The 19,640-nt window shown below is 66.8% G+C and carries 13 protein-coding genes and 5 pseudogenes; 5 read left to right on the top strand and 13 right to left on the bottom strand.

The genetic code is table 11. From position 1 onward, the window contains the following. Positions 1 to 2: 2 nt before the first annotated feature. The 9 genes and pseudogenes from G205_RS03815 to G205_RS23660 all read right to left on the bottom strand — a co-directional run bounded on the left by G205_RS03815 (position 3) and on the right by G205_RS23660 (position 9,639). Positions 3 to 410: a chorismate mutase gene (locus G205_RS03815; protein ID WP_009356818.1), complete on the bottom strand. Its 408-nt coding sequence runs from the start codon at positions 408 to 410 to the stop codon at positions 3 to 5. A 93-nt stretch (positions 411 to 503) separates the two neighbouring features. Further along, positions 504 to 2,218, bottom strand: a pseudogene (locus tag G205_RS03810) (dipeptide ABC transporter ATP-binding protein). Further along, positions 2,215 to 3,252 carry an ABC transporter permease gene (locus G205_RS03805; protein WP_009356817.1) on the bottom strand — a complete coding sequence of 346 codons (1,038 nt, stop codon included), beginning with the start codon at positions 3,250 to 3,252 and terminating at the stop codon, positions 2,215 to 2,217. Before G205_RS03805 ends, G205_RS03810 begins: the two are co-directional and overlap by 4 nt. 1 nt (position 3,253) lies before the next feature. Then, positions 3,254 to 4,345 carry an ABC transporter permease gene (locus tag G205_RS03800; protein WP_009356816.1) on the bottom strand — a complete coding sequence of 364 codons (1,092 nt, stop codon included), beginning with the start codon at positions 4,343 to 4,345 and terminating at the stop codon, positions 3,254 to 3,256. A 109-nt stretch (positions 4,346 to 4,454) separates the two neighbouring features. Then, positions 4,455 to 6,084, bottom strand: a pseudogene (locus G205_RS03795) (ABC transporter substrate-binding protein). Between the two features lie 246 nt (positions 6,085 to 6,330). Beyond that, complete coding sequence (mnmA, locus tag G205_RS03790; RefSeq protein ID WP_052014019.1) at positions 6,331 to 7,458, bottom strand: tRNA 2-thiouridine(34) synthase MnmA; 1,128 nt, start codon at positions 7,456 to 7,458, stop codon at positions 6,331 to 6,333. 182 nt (positions 7,459 to 7,640) lie between these two features. Beyond that, positions 7,641 to 8,870 carry a cysteine desulfurase family protein gene (locus tag G205_RS03785; RefSeq protein WP_009356814.1) on the bottom strand — a complete coding sequence of 410 codons (1,230 nt, stop codon included), beginning with the start codon at positions 8,868 to 8,870 and terminating at the stop codon, positions 7,641 to 7,643. An 80-nt stretch (positions 8,871 to 8,950) separates the two neighbouring features. Continuing rightward, positions 8,951 to 9,337 carry a hypothetical protein gene (locus tag G205_RS23665; RefSeq protein ID WP_338058371.1) on the bottom strand — a complete coding sequence of 129 codons (387 nt, stop codon included), beginning with the start codon at positions 9,335 to 9,337 and terminating at the stop codon, positions 8,951 to 8,953. Further along, a complete protein-coding gene (locus G205_RS23660) occupies positions 9,313 to 9,639 on the bottom strand; it encodes a hypothetical protein (RefSeq protein WP_338058370.1) in 327 nt (108 codons plus the stop codon). Before G205_RS23660 ends, G205_RS23665 begins: the two co-directional genes overlap by 25 nt. Positions 9,640 to 9,820: 181 nt before the next feature. On the opposite strand from G205_RS23660, the gene G205_RS03775 reads away from it, so the two are divergent. From G205_RS03775 to G205_RS03760, 4 genes and pseudogenes are all read left to right on the top strand, one after another. Then, positions 9,821 to 10,768 carry a J domain-containing protein gene (locus G205_RS03775; protein WP_009356813.1) on the top strand — a complete coding sequence of 316 codons (948 nt, stop codon included), beginning with the start codon at positions 9,821 to 9,823 and terminating at the stop codon, positions 10,766 to 10,768. Between the two features lie 37 nt (positions 10,769 to 10,805). Beyond that, positions 10,806 to 11,273, top strand: a complete 468-nt coding sequence (locus G205_RS03770) for a tRNA (cytidine(34)-2'-O)-methyltransferase (RefSeq protein WP_009356812.1) — start codon at positions 10,806 to 10,808, stop codon at positions 11,271 to 11,273. Between the two features lie 204 nt (positions 11,274 to 11,477). Next, complete coding sequence (locus G205_RS03765) at positions 11,478 to 12,086, top strand: sigma-70 family RNA polymerase sigma factor (protein WP_009356811.1); 609 nt, start codon at positions 11,478 to 11,480, stop codon at positions 12,084 to 12,086. A 1-nt stretch (position 12,087) separates the two neighbouring features. Continuing rightward, positions 12,088 to 12,953 (top strand): annotated as a pseudogene (locus G205_RS03760) (anti-sigma factor). 69 nt (positions 12,954 to 13,022) lie between these two features. Here the strand turns inward: G205_RS03760 and G205_RS03755 are convergent. From G205_RS03755 to G205_RS03740, 4 genes and pseudogenes are all read right to left on the bottom strand, one after another. Then, positions 13,023 to 13,802: a PIG-L deacetylase family protein gene (locus G205_RS03755; protein WP_009356810.1), complete on the bottom strand. Its 780-nt coding sequence runs from the start codon at positions 13,800 to 13,802 to the stop codon at positions 13,023 to 13,025. A 4-nt stretch (positions 13,803 to 13,806) separates the two neighbouring features. After that, positions 13,807 to 14,752: pseudogene (locus G205_RS03750) on the bottom strand (electron transfer flavoprotein subunit alpha/FixB family protein). Positions 14,753 to 14,766: 14 nt separating this feature from the next. After that, complete coding sequence (locus G205_RS03745) at positions 14,767 to 15,558, bottom strand: electron transfer flavoprotein subunit beta/FixA family protein (protein ID WP_009356809.1); 792 nt, start codon at positions 15,556 to 15,558, stop codon at positions 14,767 to 14,769. Positions 15,559 to 15,798: 240 nt separating this feature from the next. Next, positions 15,799 to 17,385 carry a S1C family serine protease gene (locus G205_RS03740; RefSeq protein WP_009356808.1) on the bottom strand — a complete coding sequence of 529 codons (1,587 nt, stop codon included), beginning with the start codon at positions 17,383 to 17,385 and terminating at the stop codon, positions 15,799 to 15,801. 287 nt (positions 17,386 to 17,672) lie between these two features. Between G205_RS03740 and G205_RS03735 the strand changes: the two are divergent. Continuing rightward, positions 17,673 to 19,640: pseudogene (locus G205_RS03735) on the top strand (TPM domain-containing protein); the annotation flags it as partial.

The following is a 19,640-nucleotide window of genomic DNA, read 5'->3' as shown; positions in this document are numbered from 1 at the left end:
GGTCACGCGAGTGCTGATGCCTGCGGGTGCTGGCCGGCGGCGGCCTGGTGGTCCTCGGCGATGGCCTCGTGGTGGCGGATGACCTCGCCGATGATGAAGTTCAGGAACTTCTCGGCAAAGGCGGGGTCCAGGTGGGCATCCTCGGCGAGCCTGCGGAGCCGTGCGATCTGCGCTGTCTCGCGACCCGGGTCACCCGCGGGAAGCCGATGGGCGGCCTTCAGGAAACCCACCTTCTGCGTGGCCTTGAAACGCTCCGCCAGGAGGTACACCAGCGTGGCGTCAATGTTGTCGATGCTGGAGCGGATGGACAGCAGTTCAGCCATCACCGAACTGTCAACCTGGCCAGCCAATGAGCTGGCGGAGGGATCGTATTCGTCTGAGTCGGGTGAGGGGAGGTTGTGCTGCGTCATGATCCCAGTCTATGGGCAGCCGGCCTGATGGGCCGGGTGTTAAGCGCCGGTGCCGGGGTGCCGCCCCGGCACCGGCGCTTGGCGGCACTGCGCTCAGATGCCCAGCAGCGCCCGGTGCTGTTCCCGGCGTCGCGCCTGTTCCTCCGGATCCGGCACGGGAAGGGAGGCAATGAGCCGTTTGGTGTAGTCATGCCGGGGATTGCCCATGACTTGGCTCCCGACTCCCTGCTCCACCAGCCTGCCCTTGTACAGAACCCCCACCCAGGACGAGAGGATGTCCACCACCGCCAGGTCGTGGCTGATGAACAGGCAGGCGAACCCGAACTCCTGCTGGATGTCCTTGAACAGGTCCAGGACCTTCGCCTGGACCGAAACGTCCAGGGCCGACGTCGGTTCGTCGGCAATCAGCAGCCGGGGATTCAGGCTCAGGGCGCGGGCCAGGGACGCCCGCTGCCGCTGCCCGCCGGAGAGTTCGTGCGGGTAGCGGCAGGCGTACGACGCCGGCAGCTGGACTGATTCGAGCAGTTCACCGACGCGTTTGCGGGCCTGGGCGGGGCTGGGCTTTGTGTGGATGACCATAGGTTCGGCGATGCACTCCCCGATGGTCAGCTGCGGGTTGAAGGACGCCGCGGGATCCTGGAACACGAAGCCGATGTCCTTGCGGAGGGGCCTGAAGGTCCGCTCCCGGAAGTCCAGCATCTCGTAGCCCAGCACTTTGAGGCTGCCGCCCGTGGTCCGGTTGAGTCCGGCGATGGCCCGCCCGATGGTGGTTTTGCCGGATCCGGATTCCCCCACCAGCCCGAAGACCTCACCCCTGGAGACGGTGAAGCTGACCCGGTCCACGGCGGTGAAAGCAGGGGTACCGAGCCGGCCGGGGTATTCGATGGACAGGTTGTGGGCAGCCACCAGGACTTCCGCATCCTGGTGGGGACGCACGGTCTGGCCCTCCGAAGCCGAATTGTGTCCAAGGTGCGGCACGGCGGCCAGCAGTTTCCGGGTGTAGTCCTGCCTGGGCTCGGCAAAGAGTTTGCGCGCCGGCGCCTCCTCAACAACGTTGCCCTGGTACATGACCACCACGCGGTCGGCGAGGTCCGCCACCACGCCCATGTTGTGGGTTATCAGCACTATGGAGGTGCCGTACTTGTCCCGCAGGTCGCGGAGCAGTTCCAGGATTTCGGCCTGCACCGTGACGTCCAGTGCGGTGGTGGGCTCGTCCGCAACGATCAGGCCCGGATTGAGTGCCAGGGCCGCGGCGATGACAACCCGCTGCTTCTGGCCGCCGGAAAAGTGGTGCGGATAGTAATTGACCCGGTGGTCGGGATCCGGGATGCCCACCTTGCGCAGCGCCTCCACGGCCCTGGCCTTGGCCTCCTTGGCTGAGACACGCTTCCCGCCGTTCCGGCCGGAGTGGGCACGGATGCCCTCGGCGATCTGCCAGCCGACAGTGAACACCGGGTTCAGCGCCGTGGACGGCTCCTGGAAGACCATTGCCACGTCACGCCCGCGGATCTGGCGCAGCCGTTCGGCACTGACGCTGATCACGTCCGCCCCGTTGATGAGGACAGTGCCGGAGCTGCTGGCAGTTTCCGGCAGCAATCCCAGGATGGTCTTGGCGGTCACCGTCTTCCCGGAACCGGACTCCCCACAATGGCCAGCACCTCCCCCGCCCTGACGTCCAGGCTGACGTCCTTGACGGCCCGGACGTCGCCGCCGTCCGTAGCGAAGGTAACGCTCAGATGCCCGATGTCCAGGACCCGGATATCCGGCTGGTCCGCGCTCGCGGTGGCTGCAGCAGCGTTGGCGCTCATGATCCCCTCACTTCCGTTTCAATGGCGGCGTGCGCCGCAGTGCCTGGACCCGCGGCAGCAGGACCCGGTGTCACTTTGCCTGCTGCGGATTTCCGGCCCCGCAGGCGGGGATCGTTCAGGTCGTTGATGCTTTCTCCTACCAGCGTCAGGCCCACCACCGTGAGCACGATGGCCATCCCGGGGAACAGGCCTGTCCACCAGATTCCCGAGGTGGTGTCGGCGAGCGCCTTGTTCAGGTCGAAGCCCCATTCCGCGGCCGAGCTTGGCTCGATGCCGAAACCGAGGAAGCCCAGGCCGGCGAGGGTGAGGATTGCCTCCGAGGCGTTGAGGGTGAAGATCAGGGGCAGGGTCCTGGTGGCGTTGCGGTAGATGTGCCTGCCCATGATCCGGATGTTGGACGCCCCCACCACCTTGGCGGATTCAACGAAGGGTTCCGCTTTCAGCCGGACCGTCTCCGCCCGGATGACCCGGAAATACTGTGGAATGAAAACCAGGGTGATGGCGGTCCCGGCGGCGAAGATGCCGCCCGCCAGGCTGGACTGGCCGCCGCTGATGACGATGGCCATCACAATGGCTACCAGGAGCGATGGAAACGCGTAGACGGCGTCGGCAACCACCACGAGGATCCTGTCCAGCCAGCCGCCCAGGTATCCGCTAACCAGGCCCAGGACCACGCCAATGACGATTGACATGGCGACGGCGACGACGATCACCAGGATCGCAGTCTGCGCACCCCAGATCACCCGCGACAGGACGTCGTACCCTCCCACGGTGGTGCCCAGGAGGTGTTTGCCGCCCGGGGCCTGCTGCGTGGGGAAGTTGCCGTCGTCGTCGGACAGTTGCGAGTAGCCGTAAGGCGCAAGGAGCGGGGCGAAGAGCGCCGTCAGTACGAACGCGCCGGTCAGGACCAGCCCGGCCACCAGCATGCCGCGCTGGAGTCCCACGCTCCGGGTGTAATGGGAGATGACCGGAAGGCGGCGGAGGAGCGGTGCCCTGGGGTTTGCCGCAGGAAGGGGCACGTCGGGATTGGCCATGTCAGTACCTCACGCGGGGGTCGATCAGCGCGGCGATGATGTCCACGATGAAGTTGGTCAGGGCCACGATGATCGCCAACAGCACCACGATGCCCTGCACCGCCACGAAGTCGCGTGCGGTCAGGTAGTTGGCCAGCTGGAATCCAAGCCCCTTCCACTCGAACGTTTTTTCTGTCAGCACCGCCCCGCCGAGCATCACGGCAATCTGCAGGCCCATCACGGTGATGATGGGAATCAGGGCCGGCTTGTAGGCGTGCTTGGTCACCAGCCGGTACTCGCTGATGCCGCGGGACCGTCCGGCTTCGATGTAGTCACGGCCCAGGGTACCGATGACGTTGGTCCGGACCAGGCGGAGGAAGATGCCAGCCGTCAGCAGCCCGAGCGCCACGGCCGGAAGGACGGCGTGGGCCAGGACGTCGGCGAAGGCGGCCATGTTGCCGCTGCGCAGGGCATCCAGCCAGTAGATGCCGGTCGGGGCCTCGAGCGAGGTCAGGGCAAGTTCGCTGGAGGTCTTTGCCCTGCCGGCCACGGGCAGCCAGCCCAGCCACACCGAGAAGGTGAGCTTCAGCAGCATTCCCGCGAAGAACACCGGGGTGGCGTAGCACAGGATGGCGAAAACCCGCAGGACGGCGTCCGGCGCCTTGTCGCGGCGGTGGGCTGCGAGCATTCCCAGGGGAATGCCCACGAGCAGGGCCACGACGAGCGCGTTGAGGCTGAGTTCCAGGGTGGCCGAACCGTATGTGGTGAGCATCTCGACGACGGCACGATTGTCGGTCAGGGTACGGCCGAAGTTGCCGGTGGCCAGCTGGCCGAGGTACTCAAAGTACTGGACGAGGATGGGCCGGTCGTAGCCTGCAGCCTCGATGCGTTCCTGGAGCTGGTCGGCGGGCAGCCGTCCGCCCATGGCTGCCGTGATGGGGTCGCCGGTAATCCGCATCAGGAAGAAGACCATGGTCACGAGGATGAAGATAGTGGGGAAAATCAGCAGGAAGCGGACCAGGATGTACTGCCCCAGTCCTCCGCCGGAGGACTTCCTGGCGGCAGGAAGAATTCCGCCCGTGTCGCCGGGCGGCGCGTCAATCAATGTGGTCATGGGAACCTTCGGATCGTCTGGGCGCTGGTCCTGCCAGCGCCATCAGCCAGCACCGGGGGCGGGACGCCGTGCGGGCGCCCCGCCCCGTGGTGCGGCTTGCCGGCTGGACCTACTTGGACATCACGCCAAGGCGGGTCTTGAAGGACGGATCGAGGGTCTTTTCCACGCCCTTGACATCAGTTCCGGCGACCATCACCTGGGCACCCTGGAGCAGGGGCAGGGTGGAGAGGTCCTTGGCGATGGCTTCCTGGGCCTGGCCAAGCAGCTCGCTCCGTTCGGCCTTGTCGGTGGTGACCAGCTGCTTGTTGACGACGTCGGTCACGGCCGGGTTCTCGTAGTGGTTGCCCAGGAAGTTGCCGGGGATGAAGAACGGCGTGAGGTAGTTGTCGGCGTCGGAGTAATCCGGGAACCAGCCGAGCTGGTAGACGGGGTAGGCATCTGCGCCGTTCCTTGGTGTAGGTGGTCCACTCAGTGGACTTGAGGTCCACCGTGAAGAGCCCCGATTTCTCCAGCTGTTCCTTCACCAGGGCGTATTCGTCCGCGGCGGACGTGCCGTACCTGTCGGTGTACTGCAGCTTGACGTCCACCACGGAGGTGATGCCGGCATCAGTAAGCACCTGCTTGGCCTTTTCCAGGCTGGGCTTACCGCTGCCGTCCCCGTAGAGGCTCTTCAGGGGTTCGGTTGCTCCCTCGAATTCCTTGGGCACGTAGGAGTAGACCGGGGTGTAGGTGTTCTTGAAAACCTGGGATGCGATCACATCCCGGTCCACCAGGTGCGCGATTGCCTGCCGCACTGCCAGGGCCTTGGCAGGGTCGGCTTCGGGGGTCTTGGCTCCGAACGGCATGGTGTCGAAGTTGAAGACCATGTAGCGCAGCTCGCCGCCGGGGCCCTTGTGGACCTTTACGTTGCTGTCCGACTCGAGGTCGGCAACGTCGGTGGCAGTCAGGATCCTGCCCGCGACGTCGATGTTGCCCTGCTGCACGTCCAGTTTCAGGTTGTTAGGGTCCGCGTAGTGCTTGAGCGTGGCGCCGTCGTTCGCCGCCTCGCCCAGCAAGCCCTGATAGTCGGGATTGGGCTTGAAGTTGACCAGCTCGTTCTTCTTGTAGCTGTCGATGGTGTACTGCCCGGCGAAGGGCTTTGCCGCGACGATGGCGTCATCGTCCATGATCTTGTCGGCCGGGAAGACTTCCTCGTCCACAATGGGGCCGGGGTTGGAGGCGAGGACACCCGGGAACACCTGGTCGTTGCCGGCCTTGAGGGTGAAGACCACCGTGTCCGGGTCGGTCGCCTCGATCTTTTCCATGTTCGCCAGCAGGGAGGCCGGGCCGTTGGGGTCGTTGATGCTCATGACCCGGTTGAACGAGAAGACGACGTCGGAGGAGTCAAGGGTGTGGCCGTTGGCGAACTTCAGGCCGGGCTTCAGCTTCACCGTGAATTCGGTGGGGCTGGTGAAGGAGGCTGATTCCGCGATGTCCGGAGCGGCGTCGGCGGTTCCGGGGGCGTAGTTCAGCAGGAAGGGATAGATCTGGTTCATCACCATGAATGAGCCGCCGTCATAGGAGCCTGCGGGGTCCAGCGTGACCACTTTGTCCGTCGTCCCGTAAGTGATGGCGCCGCCCCCGGCGCTGCCGGTCGAGGTTCCGCCGCCGCCCGAGGGGCCCGTGCAGGCAGTCAGGGCCAGGGCAGAGATGCCTGCGAGCGCGATGGCGCCGTGCAGGGTTTTGGTGCTCTTCGTCATCAGTGAACTTTCTGTTCGATGAGTGCGCGCCCGCCGACCACATGGGGTTCGTCTGCTTAGGCGGGGGACGCTGTACGGATGGGAAAGATTCAATCAGAGAGTCAACACTCAGCTCGGACCATTTGTGTGAGTCGCGCCACAAAATTTAAGTGCCGGCCCGATCCGCCCCGTCCGGTCCGCAGAAATGTGCTTCCACAACAAAAACGCCGCCCCGGGGACCGGGGCGGCGTTAGTGGGATTCGTGGGCTACAGCACGGCCCGCTGCAGGGACCGGGCGGCGTCGATGGTGGCCTGGCCAAGGACCCGGCTGCCCTGGTAAAGGACAACGGTCTGCCCGGGCGCCACCCCGCGGAGGGGGTCTGCCAGCCGGACCACCAGCTGCCCAGCTGAGTCCCCGGCCGTCTCCATGCGGGCGGCGGCGGGCACCGGGTCGCCGTGGGCACGCACCTGGGCGTAGCAATCGAACTCCTCGCCGGTTTCGACTTCCCGGATGGGCAGGCCCGCCCAGGACACCTTGATGCCGCGGATCTCGTCGATGGCCAGCAATGCCTGGGGGCCGACGACCACCTTGTTCTCCTTGGGCCTGATCTCGAGCACGAAGCGCGGCTTCCCGTCGGCGGCAGGGGTACCCAGTTTCAGGCCCCGGCGCTGGCCGACGGTGAACGCGTTGGCGCCCGGGTGCTCGCCCACCTTGGCTCCGGTCTCGTCGACGATGTCGCCGCGGGTCATCTCGATCTTCTCGGCGAGCCACCCTGCCGTGTCGCCGTCGGGAATGAAGCAGATGTCATGGCTGTCCGGCTTGTTGGCCACCGACAGCCCGCGGCGTTCGGCCTCTGCCCGGACTTCCGCCTTGGACGGTGTATCGGCCAGCGGAAACATGGAGTGCTTGAGCTGTTCGTGGGTCAGGACGCCCAGGACATAGCTTTGGTCCTTCGCCCAGTCCGCGGCGCGGTGCAGTTCGCGGTTTCCGTCGGCGTCCTCGATGACCTTGGCGTAATGGCCGGTGCAGACGGCGTCGAAGCCCAGGGCGATCGCCTTCTCCAGCAACGCCGCGAACTTGATGCGCTCGTTGCAGCGCATGCAGGGGTTGGGAGTGCGGCCGGCAGCGTACTCGTCAATGAAGTCCTGGACCACGTCTTCCTTGAAGCGCTCCGAGAAGTCCCACACGTAGTACGGAATGCCCAGCACGTCGCAGGCCCGCCACGCGTCGCGCGAGTCCTCGATGGTGCAGCAGCCGCGGCTGCCCGTCCGCAGGGTGCCCGGCATCCGTGACAGCGCCAGGTGGACGCCGACGACGTCGTGCCCGGCCTCGACGGCGCGGGCGGCGGCAACGGCGGAGTCAACTCCACCGCTCATGGCTGCTAGAACTCGCATGCTGGCTTTCTGTAGGGGAAGGTTTTTGGCCGGCGCCCGGTGGCGCGGACCGGCTGTGAAAATCGACTGCCCGGATCGGCTGCGCAAATGGACTGCGCAAATCGACCAGGCAGGCTCCCGGAGACGATCCTTGCCTATCTATTCTACGGCCTCGAGTAAAGTCGTCCGCCGCGGGTGCCGGGTCAGCGGCTGCCCGGCACCTGGCGGGCAATGGTCCCGGCTGTCTGGATCGAGGACTCGTGACCGGCCATACCGGCCTGGCGGGCACGTGCATACGCATCCGGCAGGGCAGCCAGGAGGGCGTCGACATCGGCGTCCGTGGAAGCGTGGCCCAGCGTGAAGCGCTGGGCACCCCGGGCGGTCTCCTCGTCAAGCCCCATGGCCAGCAGGACGTGGGAGGGGCGCGGCACTCCGGCGGTGCACGCGGATCCCGTTGATGACTCCACCCCTGCGAGGTCCAGAAGGAACAACAGTGAGTCACCTTCGCAGCCCGGGAAGGTGAAGTGCGCATTGCCCGGGAGCCGCCCGGCTCCCGGGGCGCCTCGAAGGACGGCTTCCGGAATCCGTTCGAGGACGCCCTCGACCAGGCGGTCCCGCAGGGCAGCGATGCGCGCGGCTTCGTCGGCTGGATTCGCGGTTACCCCGGCAGCGGCAGCGGCGAAGGCGGCTATGGAGGCGGTGTCCAGGGTGCCGGACCGGACGTCGCGTTCCTGGCCGCCGCCGTGCTGGACCGGCGTCAGTTTGACCGCACGGCCGAGCAGGAGGGCACCCACGCCCACCGGTCCCCCGATCTTGTGGCCGCTGATGGACATGGCGTCCAGGCCGGAGTCCCTGAAATGCACGGGCAGGGAACCAAACGCCTGCACGGCGTCCGAATGCACCGGAACGCCCGCGGCATGGGCAAGCTCCACCACGCGGTGGACCGGCTGGATGGTACCCACCTCATTGTTGGCCCACATCACGGTCACCAGCGCGACGCCGGCCGGATCACGGGCGAGTTCGGCCTCGAGGAACGGCAGGTCCACCACACCTTCGCCGTCAACGGGCAGCCACGTCACCTCCGCGCCTTCATGGCGCTCCAGCCACTCCACGGTGTCCAGCACTGCATGGTGTTCGACGGCGGAACACAGGATGCGCCGCCGCGCAGGGTCTTCGGCCCGGCGGGCCCAGTAGAGGCCTTTGACGGCAAGGTTGTCCGATTCGGTGCCACCGGAGGTGAAGATCACTTCGGACGGGTGCGCCCCGGCGGCAGCGGCTATTGTTTCCCGGGCGTCCTCCACCGTCCGGCGCGCCCGCCGGCCCGAGCCGTGCAGCGACGACGGGTTGCCGGTGCGGGCCAGTTCGCGGGTCAGGGCAGCCAAAGCCTCAGCGGAAAGCGGGGTAGTTGCAGCATGATCGAGGTAGGCGGGCACCCTGTAATTCTAGCCGTTTCGGGTGCGGCGGCTTCCCGGCAAAACATGCCGGGAAGCATGGCCCACGTTTACCTCGCAGCCTAGTTCGACGGCGGCAGGACCTGGAGCCGGGTGGCCACGTCCGCACGGGCTCCCGCGAGGGAGGGGGCATCGGGACAGGAAACGGAGACGTAGACCGAAGAGCCTGCCGTTGCGAAGAGCCGCGCCATGACAGCTGTTGCCCTGCCGCCGGGCGCGGCCTGCTCGAGAAGCAGGACCTCCACCCGGCGCTCCGGTGCTTCCAGATCTTCACCCCACCGCAACGAGTCTGTCTTCAGGTAGCCCGGCAGGACAGTGGGGTCCAGGTACTGGAACAGCGCAACAGTCGATTCACGGTCGTCCGCCCGGGCAAGGGCTTCCTGGTTGCCGCGGACCCTGGCAGAAACCAGGCAACCGTCCGCCTTCAGGTACTGGCTTTCCCCCGCCACGTTTTCCTTGACGACCTGCCAGCCGGCGCCTCCCTCAACCCGTCGGAAATCCCGACGGGCACGCCGCGGGCAAGGATGCCGCCGGCGCTGAAGGGCAGGTCCTGCGCGGCCACGGCTTCGGCATCATGCCCCGGGGTGATGGTGGGGGTGGCGGGTACCGTTGGACTCTCCGCGGCTTCCGGTGCGGCGGGATCCCGCACGTCCAGGCTGCACCCGCTGAGCAGGACCGTGACGAGCGCGGCCGCCAGCACCGCCCTCCGCCGGCCGTCTCCGGCAGGCCGTCCCGCCGTCGGTGTTTCCATCTCCACCCACTGCCTTCCCCATCGGCCGCCCAGCCGTGCCCCCACGAGTCTAGACTGCGGGTACGCGGGAACCTGCGGAACCCGGGCGCTCGTTGTCACATCAGGGCCGGCAGCAATGCTGGCTAAACTGGGCTGGCCCGGCTCCATTCACGGGCCGGTCCACAAGGAAAAGGATGTGTGCTTGAGCGAGCGCAACAGCTCCCACTACCAGGTCCTCCAGGTCGCGGTCACTGCCACTGACAAGGAGATCAAGGTGGCGTACCGCCGTGCCGCCCGCACCGCCCATCCGGACCACGGGGGTGACGCTGCTGCCTTCCGCCGGGTGACTGCCGCCTACGAGACCCTCATCGATCCGCAACGCCGCAAGGCCTATGACCGGTCCTACGCGGCAGGTACTGTCCGCGATACCGCCAACGATGAAGCCCACTTCGACGCCCCTCCAGCGGGCAGCCGCGCGTCAGCCACCGTCCACCGGCCGGGGAGCGCCCGGAACACTGCCGGAGACCCGCCCATCTACGTACCTGCCTACGACGGCGTGACGCCGGGCAGCGTCCCACTCATCCCCCTGGCACAGGCCAGCCAGCAGGTACACGGCATGCCACGCAAGCGCGGCATCTTCGGCGCCGAGGCCCGGATCCAGCGGGAGATGCGCACGGTGCAGCTCCTGACCCGCCAGGTCCTGCCGGCGATTCCGGCCGCCCGGCTTGTCAACGGCCTCCAGTCGCCGGCAGACAACAGCCACATCGACCACGCGGTCCTCTCCGGATACCGGTTGGCCCTGGTCAATTCCATGCTCCTCCCCAAAGGCGCGTATGCCTGGGACGGCAGGACCCTCAATCATGGCGCCCGCACCATAGCCCCACCGCAGCTGGCCCACCTGGTCCGGGCGATGCAGGACATCTTTCCGGAACTGAATGTAACCGGCTGGACCGTGGTCCTCAGTCCCACCGGCAACCTGCACGAGCCCGTCATCGACCACCACCGGCGCCCGTCCGGAGCCCTGGAAACCGTCCAGATCGTCAACGCGGCCGGCATGGTCCGGGGCATCAAGGAGTTCCTGGCCTCCGGACCGGCGCCGAACACCGTCAACGTCCCCGTCCTGGCCCGGCTGCTGCGCGGCATGCACTGAAACGCCATGGCCAGCGGGCTGTCGCTAGGATGGAACCGTGTTCCGCATTCTCTTCCACGCCCCTGAAATCCCCGGCAATACCGGCAACGCCATCCGGCTTGCCGCCATTACGGGGGCTGAACTGCACCTTGTGGAACCGCTGGGCTTCGATTTCTCCGACGCCAAACTCCGCCGCGCCGGCCTCGACTACCATGACCTCGCCGTCGTCACGGTCCACAAGACCCTCGAGGACGCCTGGCAGCACCTGCAGCCGGAACGCGTGTATGCCTTCACGTCGGACGGAACGGCAAGCTACACGGACATCTCCTACCAGCCCGGCGACGTGCTGATGTTCGGCAGGGAATCCGTGGGGCTTCCGGAAGAGCTGAAGAAGGACCCCCACGTCACTGCCACCGTGCGGCTGCCCATGCTGCCTGCCCTGCGCTCGCTCAACCTTGCCAACGCCGCCTCCATCGCCGTCTACGAGGCCTGGCGGCAACAGGGATTTGCGGGCGCGCGCATCTGAAACCCCGGGCGCGCCCCCGGTCCAAAAGATTCTTCTGCACCACCCATCCATTTCCCGTTCTGCCCCGAATGACTCCTGGAAACATTTCCGGCGCTGATCAAGGAGCGGCAGGTGACACTACTGGAAGCAGGCTCTCGGGCTAACCCCACCAGCCGGAGCGGAACTGCTAAGGATTCACCGCCGGGAGACTTATGCTTGGTAGTAATGGAAACTCCCAATGCGCCAAATGCCGAGGCTTCTGCCGCGGTGACAGATCCGCCGGCTGACCTTAGCCACCGCCTTGCGCTTCTCCTGGCGGGCATTGCCCAGGGGGACCAGGCGGCCTTCGCGGAGTTTTACCAGCTGACGTCCCGCAGGGTGTTCGGCATGGCGCGCAGGGTGCTGATCGACCCCGAGCTCAGCGAGGACACCACGCAGGAGGTCTTCCTGCAGGTGTGGCAGAGCGCGGCGAAGTTCGATCCCGCCGCCGGCAGCCCGCTGTCCTGGCTGATGACCATTTCGCACCGGCGTGCGGTGGACAAGGTCAGGTCCTCGCAGTCCTCTACGGACCGCGAGGCGAAGTACGGGGCAAGCACGCAGGACATTGACCATGACACGGTTTCCGATGAAGTAGGCAGCAGGCTCGAGGCCGAAGCGGTGGTCCGCTGCCTGGGAACCCTGACCGAAACACAGCAGGAATCCGTACGCCTGGCCTACTACGGCGGCCTCACCTACCGCGAGGTGGCAGAGCGGCTGAACGCAGCAGTACCAACCATCAAGTCCCGCATCCGCGACGGACTGATCCGACTGAAGACCTGTTTGGGGGTGAGTTGAGATGACAGAAATGAACCAAGGACCTAACGGCCGCTCCGGAGCTTTCGGCGACACCGTTGCCATGGACCTTGCCTCCGGCCGTGCCGTGGACCTTGCAGAACTCTACGCCCTGGACGCCGTGGCGGACCACGAGCGCCAGGCTATTGAGGACTACATCTCGGCCGCCCCGGACGCGGAGCGCCTTGCTTTCCTGGAGCGTGTCCGCCAGGCCCGCGAGACCCTCGCCACGACATTCCGGTTCGAGGAGGAGCCGCCGGCCGACCTCTTCAACCGCATCGTTGCCCAACTGCCTGACGCCACCACCCAGCGGAACGACCGGCAGCCCAACGCCGGAACCATCTCGGCGCCGCCGGCCACGGCTGCGGGAACGGCCGGCGTGGATGAACTCGCCGCCGCACGGCAGCGGCGGGAGGAACGGCGACGGCCCGGTGGAGCGCGCCGCTGGCTTGCCGGGGTTGCGGCTGCCGCAGCCATTGCGCTGGGCGGCGTGGGCGTGGGTTCCTACCTTGCGGACCAGAACGATCCCGTGAACCAGGTGATCCGGGCCGGCGACCTTCGCGAGGCGTCCGTGGACGTGTCCGCAGGCGGCACCGCCACACTGCTCATCTCGCGTCCGAAGACGCCGCGGTGGTCAAGATGAACGATGTCCCCGCTCCGCCGGAGGGCAAGGTCTACCAGATGTGGCTGATCCCCAAGGACGGCTCGGCCCCCGTCTCGCAGGGCCTGATGGACGAGGACGCGCTGTCCAAGCCGGCCGTTGTCCAGGGCATCTCGTCCGCGTCCGCCCTGGGCATCACGGTGGAACCGGTGGGCGGGTCCCAGTCCCCCACCCTGCCCACAGTCGCCGCAGCACCCCTCGGCGCCTAGGACCGAACGACAAAAGGCAAACGCCCCGTCCCCTTCGCTGGAAGGGGACGGGGCGTTTCCTGTTGCAGGCTAGAACCCGGCGATGGTGCCGGGTCCGTTGATGGCCACCACATGGAAGGCTTCCGCGCTGTTGCCCTCAGGGAGTCCCGCGCGGGCCGCATTGGCCCGCATGCCGTGGCGGACGGTTGCTTCCATGGCTTCCACGTCCGGGTGCTGGCTGACGTGGACGTGGATGGCGGCCAGCTTTGCCTCCACCTGGCCGGTGACGTCCACGAAGTGGTTTTCCCGCTCCTCCGGACCGGCGTACAGCCAGAGCCACGGCAGCTTGAAAGCCTCCAGTCCGGATTCGGTAAGTTCCGGGTAGGCGAACGGGTTTTCCAGGGCCGGGTAGACGGCGCGGGTCACCGCTTCGCCCACCGCCAGATGGTCGGGGTGGCTCTTCTGGATGCGCCGCCAGTTCCGCTCGGGGTGCATGGACAGCACGACGTCGGGCCGGATCTTCCGGATCAGCCGCACCACTTCCTTCATCACCTCGTGCGAGGGCTCCAGGTACCCGTCCCGCTGGTGGAGGTAATGGATATCGGTGACACCCACCAGTTTGGCGGCACGGCGCTGCTCCGCGTCCCGCAGGGCGATAATGTCCGCGCGGTGGGCGGGGTCGAAGCCGCCTGCATCGCCGTCGGTCATGATGCAGTAGCTCACCTCGACGCCCGCTGCCGTCCAGGCGGCGATGGTGCCGGCGGCGCCGAAGTCGATGTCGTCAGGGTGCGCCGCAAAACAGAGGACCCGCCCAACCCGGTCCGTGGCCGGGTTGAACGGGCTCTGTGCCTGCTGGTCCAGTGCAGTCAAAGACTCAGCCTTTACGCTTCTTGATCTCCGCGGTGGCCTGCGGCAGCACGTCGAAGACGTCACCGATGATGCCAAAGTCGGCGATTTCGAACACCGGCGACTCTGCGTCCTTGTTGACGGCGACGATGACCTTGGAGGTCTGCATGCCGGCCTTCTGCTGGATGGCACCCGAGATGCCCGCGGAGATGTACAGCTGCGGCGAGACTGTCTTGCCTGTCTGGCCAACCTGCGCATCGTGCTGATCCAGCCGGCGTCGGTGGCGGCGCGTGACGCCCCCACTGCTGCACCCAGGCGTCGGCGAGCTCCTCGACTGGTCCGAAGTCGCCGTCCAGGCCGCGTCCGCCGGCCACCACGATTCGGGCGTCGGTGAGGTCCGGCCGGCCGCTGGCGACCTTCTGCTCGCGGGCGGTGATGCGGGCAACCGCTGCCGTTGCGGGCACTTCCACGGTCAGGGATTCCGGTGCGGACGGAGCGGCGGCGGGCTCGGGGGTTACGTTGTTGGCCTTCAGGGTCACAACGGACACAGCGGTCTTTGCCTTGCAGGACGTGTTGTACGAACCGGCCAGGACGGACTTGTGCGCTGTTCCGTCCGCGTCCACGCCCACGGCGTCGGTGATCACGCCGGCGTTGAGGCGGATCCCGACGCGGGCGGCAATCTCCTTGCCCTCGGGTGAGTTGTCCAGCAGGACGACGCCGGCACCCGTTGCCTCAGCGGCGGCTGCCACGTAGGCCGCCTTGGGAGCGACCAGGTAGTCGTTGAGGTCCTGGGCGGAAGGCCGGACCACCGTGCTGACGCCGTATTCGGCGAGCGTTGCCGCGGCAGCGTCAGAGACCTCGCCGTTCACGGCGACAGCGCTTTCCCCCAGGGAACGGGCAAGCGTCAGCAGCTCCAGGCTGCTCTTCTTCAGTTCAGCGCCGGGGTTGTCAAGAAATACGAGTACTTTTGCCATGTCTGTGATCCCTCTTAGAGCAGCTTCTGTGCGGCCAGGAAGTCGACCAGCTTGATGCCGGCGTCGCCTTCGTCAGTGATGATGGTGCCTGCGGTCCGCGGCGGCCGTTCCTCGGCGTTGACCACACTGGTCCAGGAACCGCTGTGTCCCACCTGGGAGGGGTCCACGCCGATGTCCGACAGCGACAGGGTGGTGATGCTCTTGCGCTTGGCGGCAATGATGCCCTTGAAGTTGGGGTAGCGGGGCTCGTTGATCTGGTCCGTGACGGACACGACGGCGGGCAGCGGCGCTTCCACGGTCTCCGAGGAGGTATCCGCATCCCGGCGTGCGGTCAGTCGCCCGCCGGACACCTCAAGTGACGAGGCGAACGTGACCTGCGGCAGGCCGAGGCGTTCCGCCAGCTGTGCCGGCACCAGCGAGGTTTCCCCGTCCGTGGAGGCCATGCCGGTAATGATCAGGTCCGCCTGGCCCACGTGGCGGACTGCAGCGGCCAGCGCCAGGGAGGTTGCAGCGGCATCCGAACCTGCCAAGGCATCGTCGGAAAGGTGGACGCCCTCGGTGGCGCCCATCTGCAGGGTCTTCTTGACGGCGTTGGCCGCGCCCGCCGGGCCCATGGTGAGTGCAATGACCTGGTTGCCGGCCTTGCTTCCGCCGCGCGCCTCGGCCAGCTGCAGTGCCGCCTCCAGCGCGTATTCGTCAAGTTCGGACAGGATGCTCTCATCGCGGTCCGTCGTGAAGCCCTCCCCGTTGAGGTGACGGTCGAACTGGGCGTCCGGTACATGCTTGACCAGGACGATGATCTTCAATGTATCTTCCACTGTAGTGACAGCAGCCTTCCATGCTTGTGGACAGCCAGCCGGGTGAGGTCATGGCCGCGGGATGCCCGGCATACGGGTAGCTCCTAGCTAACCACAAAGGCGCGCCCCTGTGCCCTCTTCCGTTAACGCCTGTGTCAGCACCACCCATCAAGAACGTGCGACGGCGGCGTCCACGCCCAAGGTGGGGACGCCGCCGTCGCACTGCCTGCTGGTCCTGCCTTATGGTGCCTAGCTGGCCGCGGCGCCCAGCGTGACGTCCAGGGCCTGTTCCTGGCCGTTGCGCAGGACCGTGATGCTGACCTTGGACCCGGCGGGCTGTTCGCGGACCGCCGCGGTCAGCTGCTCGGGTTCACCGACGGTGAGGTCGTTGAACCTGGTGATCACGTCGCCCACCTTGATCCCGGCCTTGGCGGCTGCCGAGTCCGGCTCAACGGTGGCCACCTCCGCGCCCACCGAGAATTCGGACGACGTGCTGGAGGCGGCCTTCGGCTTGACACTGACACCCAGCTGCCCGTGGGAAGCCTTGCCGGTGTCGATGATCTCCTGGGCCACCCGCTTGGCGTGGTTGATCGGGATGCTGAAGCCGACGCCGATGTTGCCGCTCGTGGACGAGGCGCTGGAGCCCGCGGAGGCGATGGCCACGTTGACGCCGATGACCTCGCCGCTGGTGTTGACCAGGGCGCCGCCGGAGTTGCCGGGGTTGATGGCCGCGTCTGTCTGGATCACGTTGATGGAAATCTCGCCCTGGTCCGCCGTCTGCTGGCTCTGGCCGCCGCCCGGAGGCGCGAACTGGAAGCCGCCCTCGTCGTCGCCCTCGGCGTTGTCACCCTCTTCGGGGGCTGCTGCGGAGGCCACGCTGATGGTCCTGTTGAGGGTGGAAACAATGCCGTCCGTGACGGTTCCGGTGAGGCCGAGGGGGGAACCGATGGCGATCGCGGTGTCACCCACGTTGAGCTTCCCGGAATCTCCCAGGGTGGCGGGCGTCAGGCCCGAGCCGGCGTCCACCTTAATGACGGCGAGGTCCGAGAGCGGGTCGGTACCCACCAGCTTGGCGGGGATGACCCGGCCGTCACTGGCGCGGACCTCAAGGGCAGCATTCGCAGTCTGGCCGTCGAGGGTGACGACATGCGTGTTGGTCAGGATGTGGCCATCGTCGTCCAGCACGATGCCCGAGCCGGTTCCGCCCGCGCTGCCGCTGGATGCACTGATGGTCACGACGCTCGGGGATGCCTTCACCGCCGCTGCGGTGATCTCGTTCACGGAATCCTGGTTGTTGACGATGACGGTGCCGGGCTGGCTGTTGCTGCCCGCGACCGTCGAGGACCCGGTGTTGCCGAAGAACTCCGCCGACCCGACCGTCGCCACGCCGCCGCCCACCAGGCCGGCAGCGAGGATGCTGGCCACCAGGGTTCCGACGCCGAAACTTGCCTTCCGGCGCGGCGCATCCTTGGGGTTGGGGGTATAGCTCCCGGGCTGCTGTGGGCCGTGCTGCTGGTACTGCTGGCCGGACCACTGGCCTTGGTCGTAGTTTTGCTGCCCATAGAACGGCTGGCGCTGCGGGTAGTCCGGGCGGGACGCGCCGGGAAGCTCCTGGGTGGGGTTCGTGCCGTACTGGCCCAGGTTTTCGGTGGGGTGCTGCGACGGCGGAGTGCCCGGTCCGCCGGCAGCCGGAGCTGTCCCGTTCGCCGCCCCCGCATTGTCCTCATGCCGAGCCTCCGGGCTCCGTTCCTCCTGGCGGGCGGAGTGCTGCTCCCAGGGGTTCTGGCGGCCGGCGCGGCCGTCCGGAGCCGGTCCGGGAGTTTGGTTCTCAGTCATGGGACTTCCTTTCATCCTCGTCTGCATTAACTATGGCCCCCTTCGCTGGATCAATCTCGGATGTTTGCTGAGAGCTTCCTGAAGGGTCCATGCGGCCCTTCAGGACCGCCCCCTCACCGTTTCGCTGGTGGCATATTCACCCCAATGGACGGGGTGTGGGGTGCACCATAGAATCAAGATGAATTGCCACAGCGACCTGCGGCTTCACACCAAGCGTGGGGGCGCTGCTGGATTCTGAGACGACTGATTCGTCCCGAATCGGTGTCAGGCGTGCTGAAGGGTTGCACATGCGGTCAAAGTTCATACGTACATTCGCCGTGATCGGCCTTGCGGGCCTGTTTTCGGTGCCGGCCGGCGCGGCCTGGGCCGAGGACCCGGTCACCCTGGATCCGGCAACAAAGATTGTGGACTCCGCCGGCGTCCTGGGGTCTCAAAAGGGTGAGGTCCAGGACGCCATCAAAAAGCTTGGGGCCGAGCATTCCACCGTGCTCCACGTCGTCACCGTCAAGAGGTTCGAGAACCCCAGTGACCGGGAGGCTTGGACGGATGCAGTGGCGGAAAAGGCAGGCCTCGGGTCCAACGCCCTGATTTTCGCGATTGCCACCGAAACCCGCCAGTACACCCTGAACAAGGGCGGCAGCAAGATCACCAATGCCCAGCTCGAAAACATTAAGAGCAAGGCCATCGGTCCGCAACTTGCCAATGACAATTACGCCCAAGCCGCAATCAATGCTGCAGCCGCAATCGGTGATGCAGCAGGCGGCGGAAGCGGCAACGTCCCGGGTGACGGTGCCGGTGCGGCTGTTCTCGTAGGGGCAGGCGTTGTGGCCGCAGGCGGTGCGGGCGCCTACTTGTACTTCCGCAACAAGCGCAGGAAGGCCGCCGGCCAGGCGTCCAGTGCCAGCTATGGGCCCCAGGGCGAGCATGTGGACCCGCTGGCGTCGCTGAGCCTCGAGGAGCTGCGGCGCAAGAGCGGTTCGCTGTTGATCGAGGCCGACGACGCCATCAAGTCCAGCGAGCAGGAGCTCATGTTCGCCCAGGCGCAGTACGGGGACGCCGCCGTCGGGAACTTCACCAAGGCGCTGGATGAAGCCAAGGGCCACATGAGCGAGTCCTTCAAGCTCCAGCAGCAACTGGACGACCATATCCCGGACACCGAGGAGCAGCAGCGCACGTGGTACGGCGAAATCATCCGCCGTTCCGAGGCCGCGTTGGCGTCGCTCCAGGAGCAGAAGGCGGACTTCGATTCCCTGCGCGAGCTTGAGAAGAACGCCCCGCAGGCCCTCGCCACCGTCAACGCCGGAGCGCGCGAGGCCGATGCCAAGATTGCCAGCGCGGAGCAGTCCCTGGCCGGCCTGCGTGAAAAGTATGCCGAAAGTGCCCTGACGCAGGTCGCCGACAACATCCTGCAGGCCAAGGAACGCCTGGCCTTCGTCCAGAATGCCACGGCCACCGCGGAGCAAAAGCTCAGTGAAGGGAGGGCAGCCTGGCGGCCGTCGCTGTCCGTGCCGCCGAAGAGAGCCTGCACCAGACCAATGTCCTGCTGGACGCAATCTCCAAGGTCTCGTCCAACCTCGACGAGGCACGGAACAGGCTCGAAGCGTCGGTCGTGGACACATCCCAGGACCTCGCCCAGGCCCGGGCCATGATTCAGTCCGGGGCCCACCCCGAACTGGCAGGGCCGGTGGCCGGCGTGGAAGCTGCGCTGGCACAGGTGAAGTCGGAGATCCAGGGCGGCAAGATCGATCCGATCGCCACGCTCCAGCGCGTGGAAACAGCCCACCAGTCCCTGGACCAGGCCCTGACCGGCATCCGGGACCAGCAGGAACAGTCCCGCCGTGCGCAGGCCTCGCTCCAGCAGACCATCATGTCCGCACAGGCCCAGATCAGCGCCACCTCGGACTACATCACGGCCCGCCGCGGCGGCGTGGGGACAGAGGCCCGGACCCGGCTGGCCGAGTCGCAGCGCAATCTGGACTACGCCCTCTCCATCTCGCGGACCGATCCCGTCACGGCCCTGACCTACGCCCAGCAGGCCCACGCCCTGGCGGCGCAGGCAGCCCAGCTGGCACAGGCGGACGTGGACCACTTCGGCGGCTACGCCAACCAGGGCTACGGCCGGGGCGGCATGTTCGGCGGAGGCGGAGGCGGCGGCCTGGGCGGCGCCATCCTGGGCGGCATCCTGATCAACTCCATCCTCAACGGCGGAGGTGGCGCCGGCTGGGGCGGCGGCCACAGCGACGGCGGCGGCTGGG

Origin of the sequence: Arthrobacter nitrophenolicus, from assembly GCF_000332815.1 — a bacterium.
Classification (GTDB): domain Bacteria; phylum Actinomycetota; class Actinomycetes; order Actinomycetales; family Micrococcaceae; genus Arthrobacter; species Arthrobacter nitrophenolicus.
The sequence above is the reverse complement of the archived record's forward strand: the minus strand, read 5'-3'. Positions and strand labels throughout refer to the sequence as shown.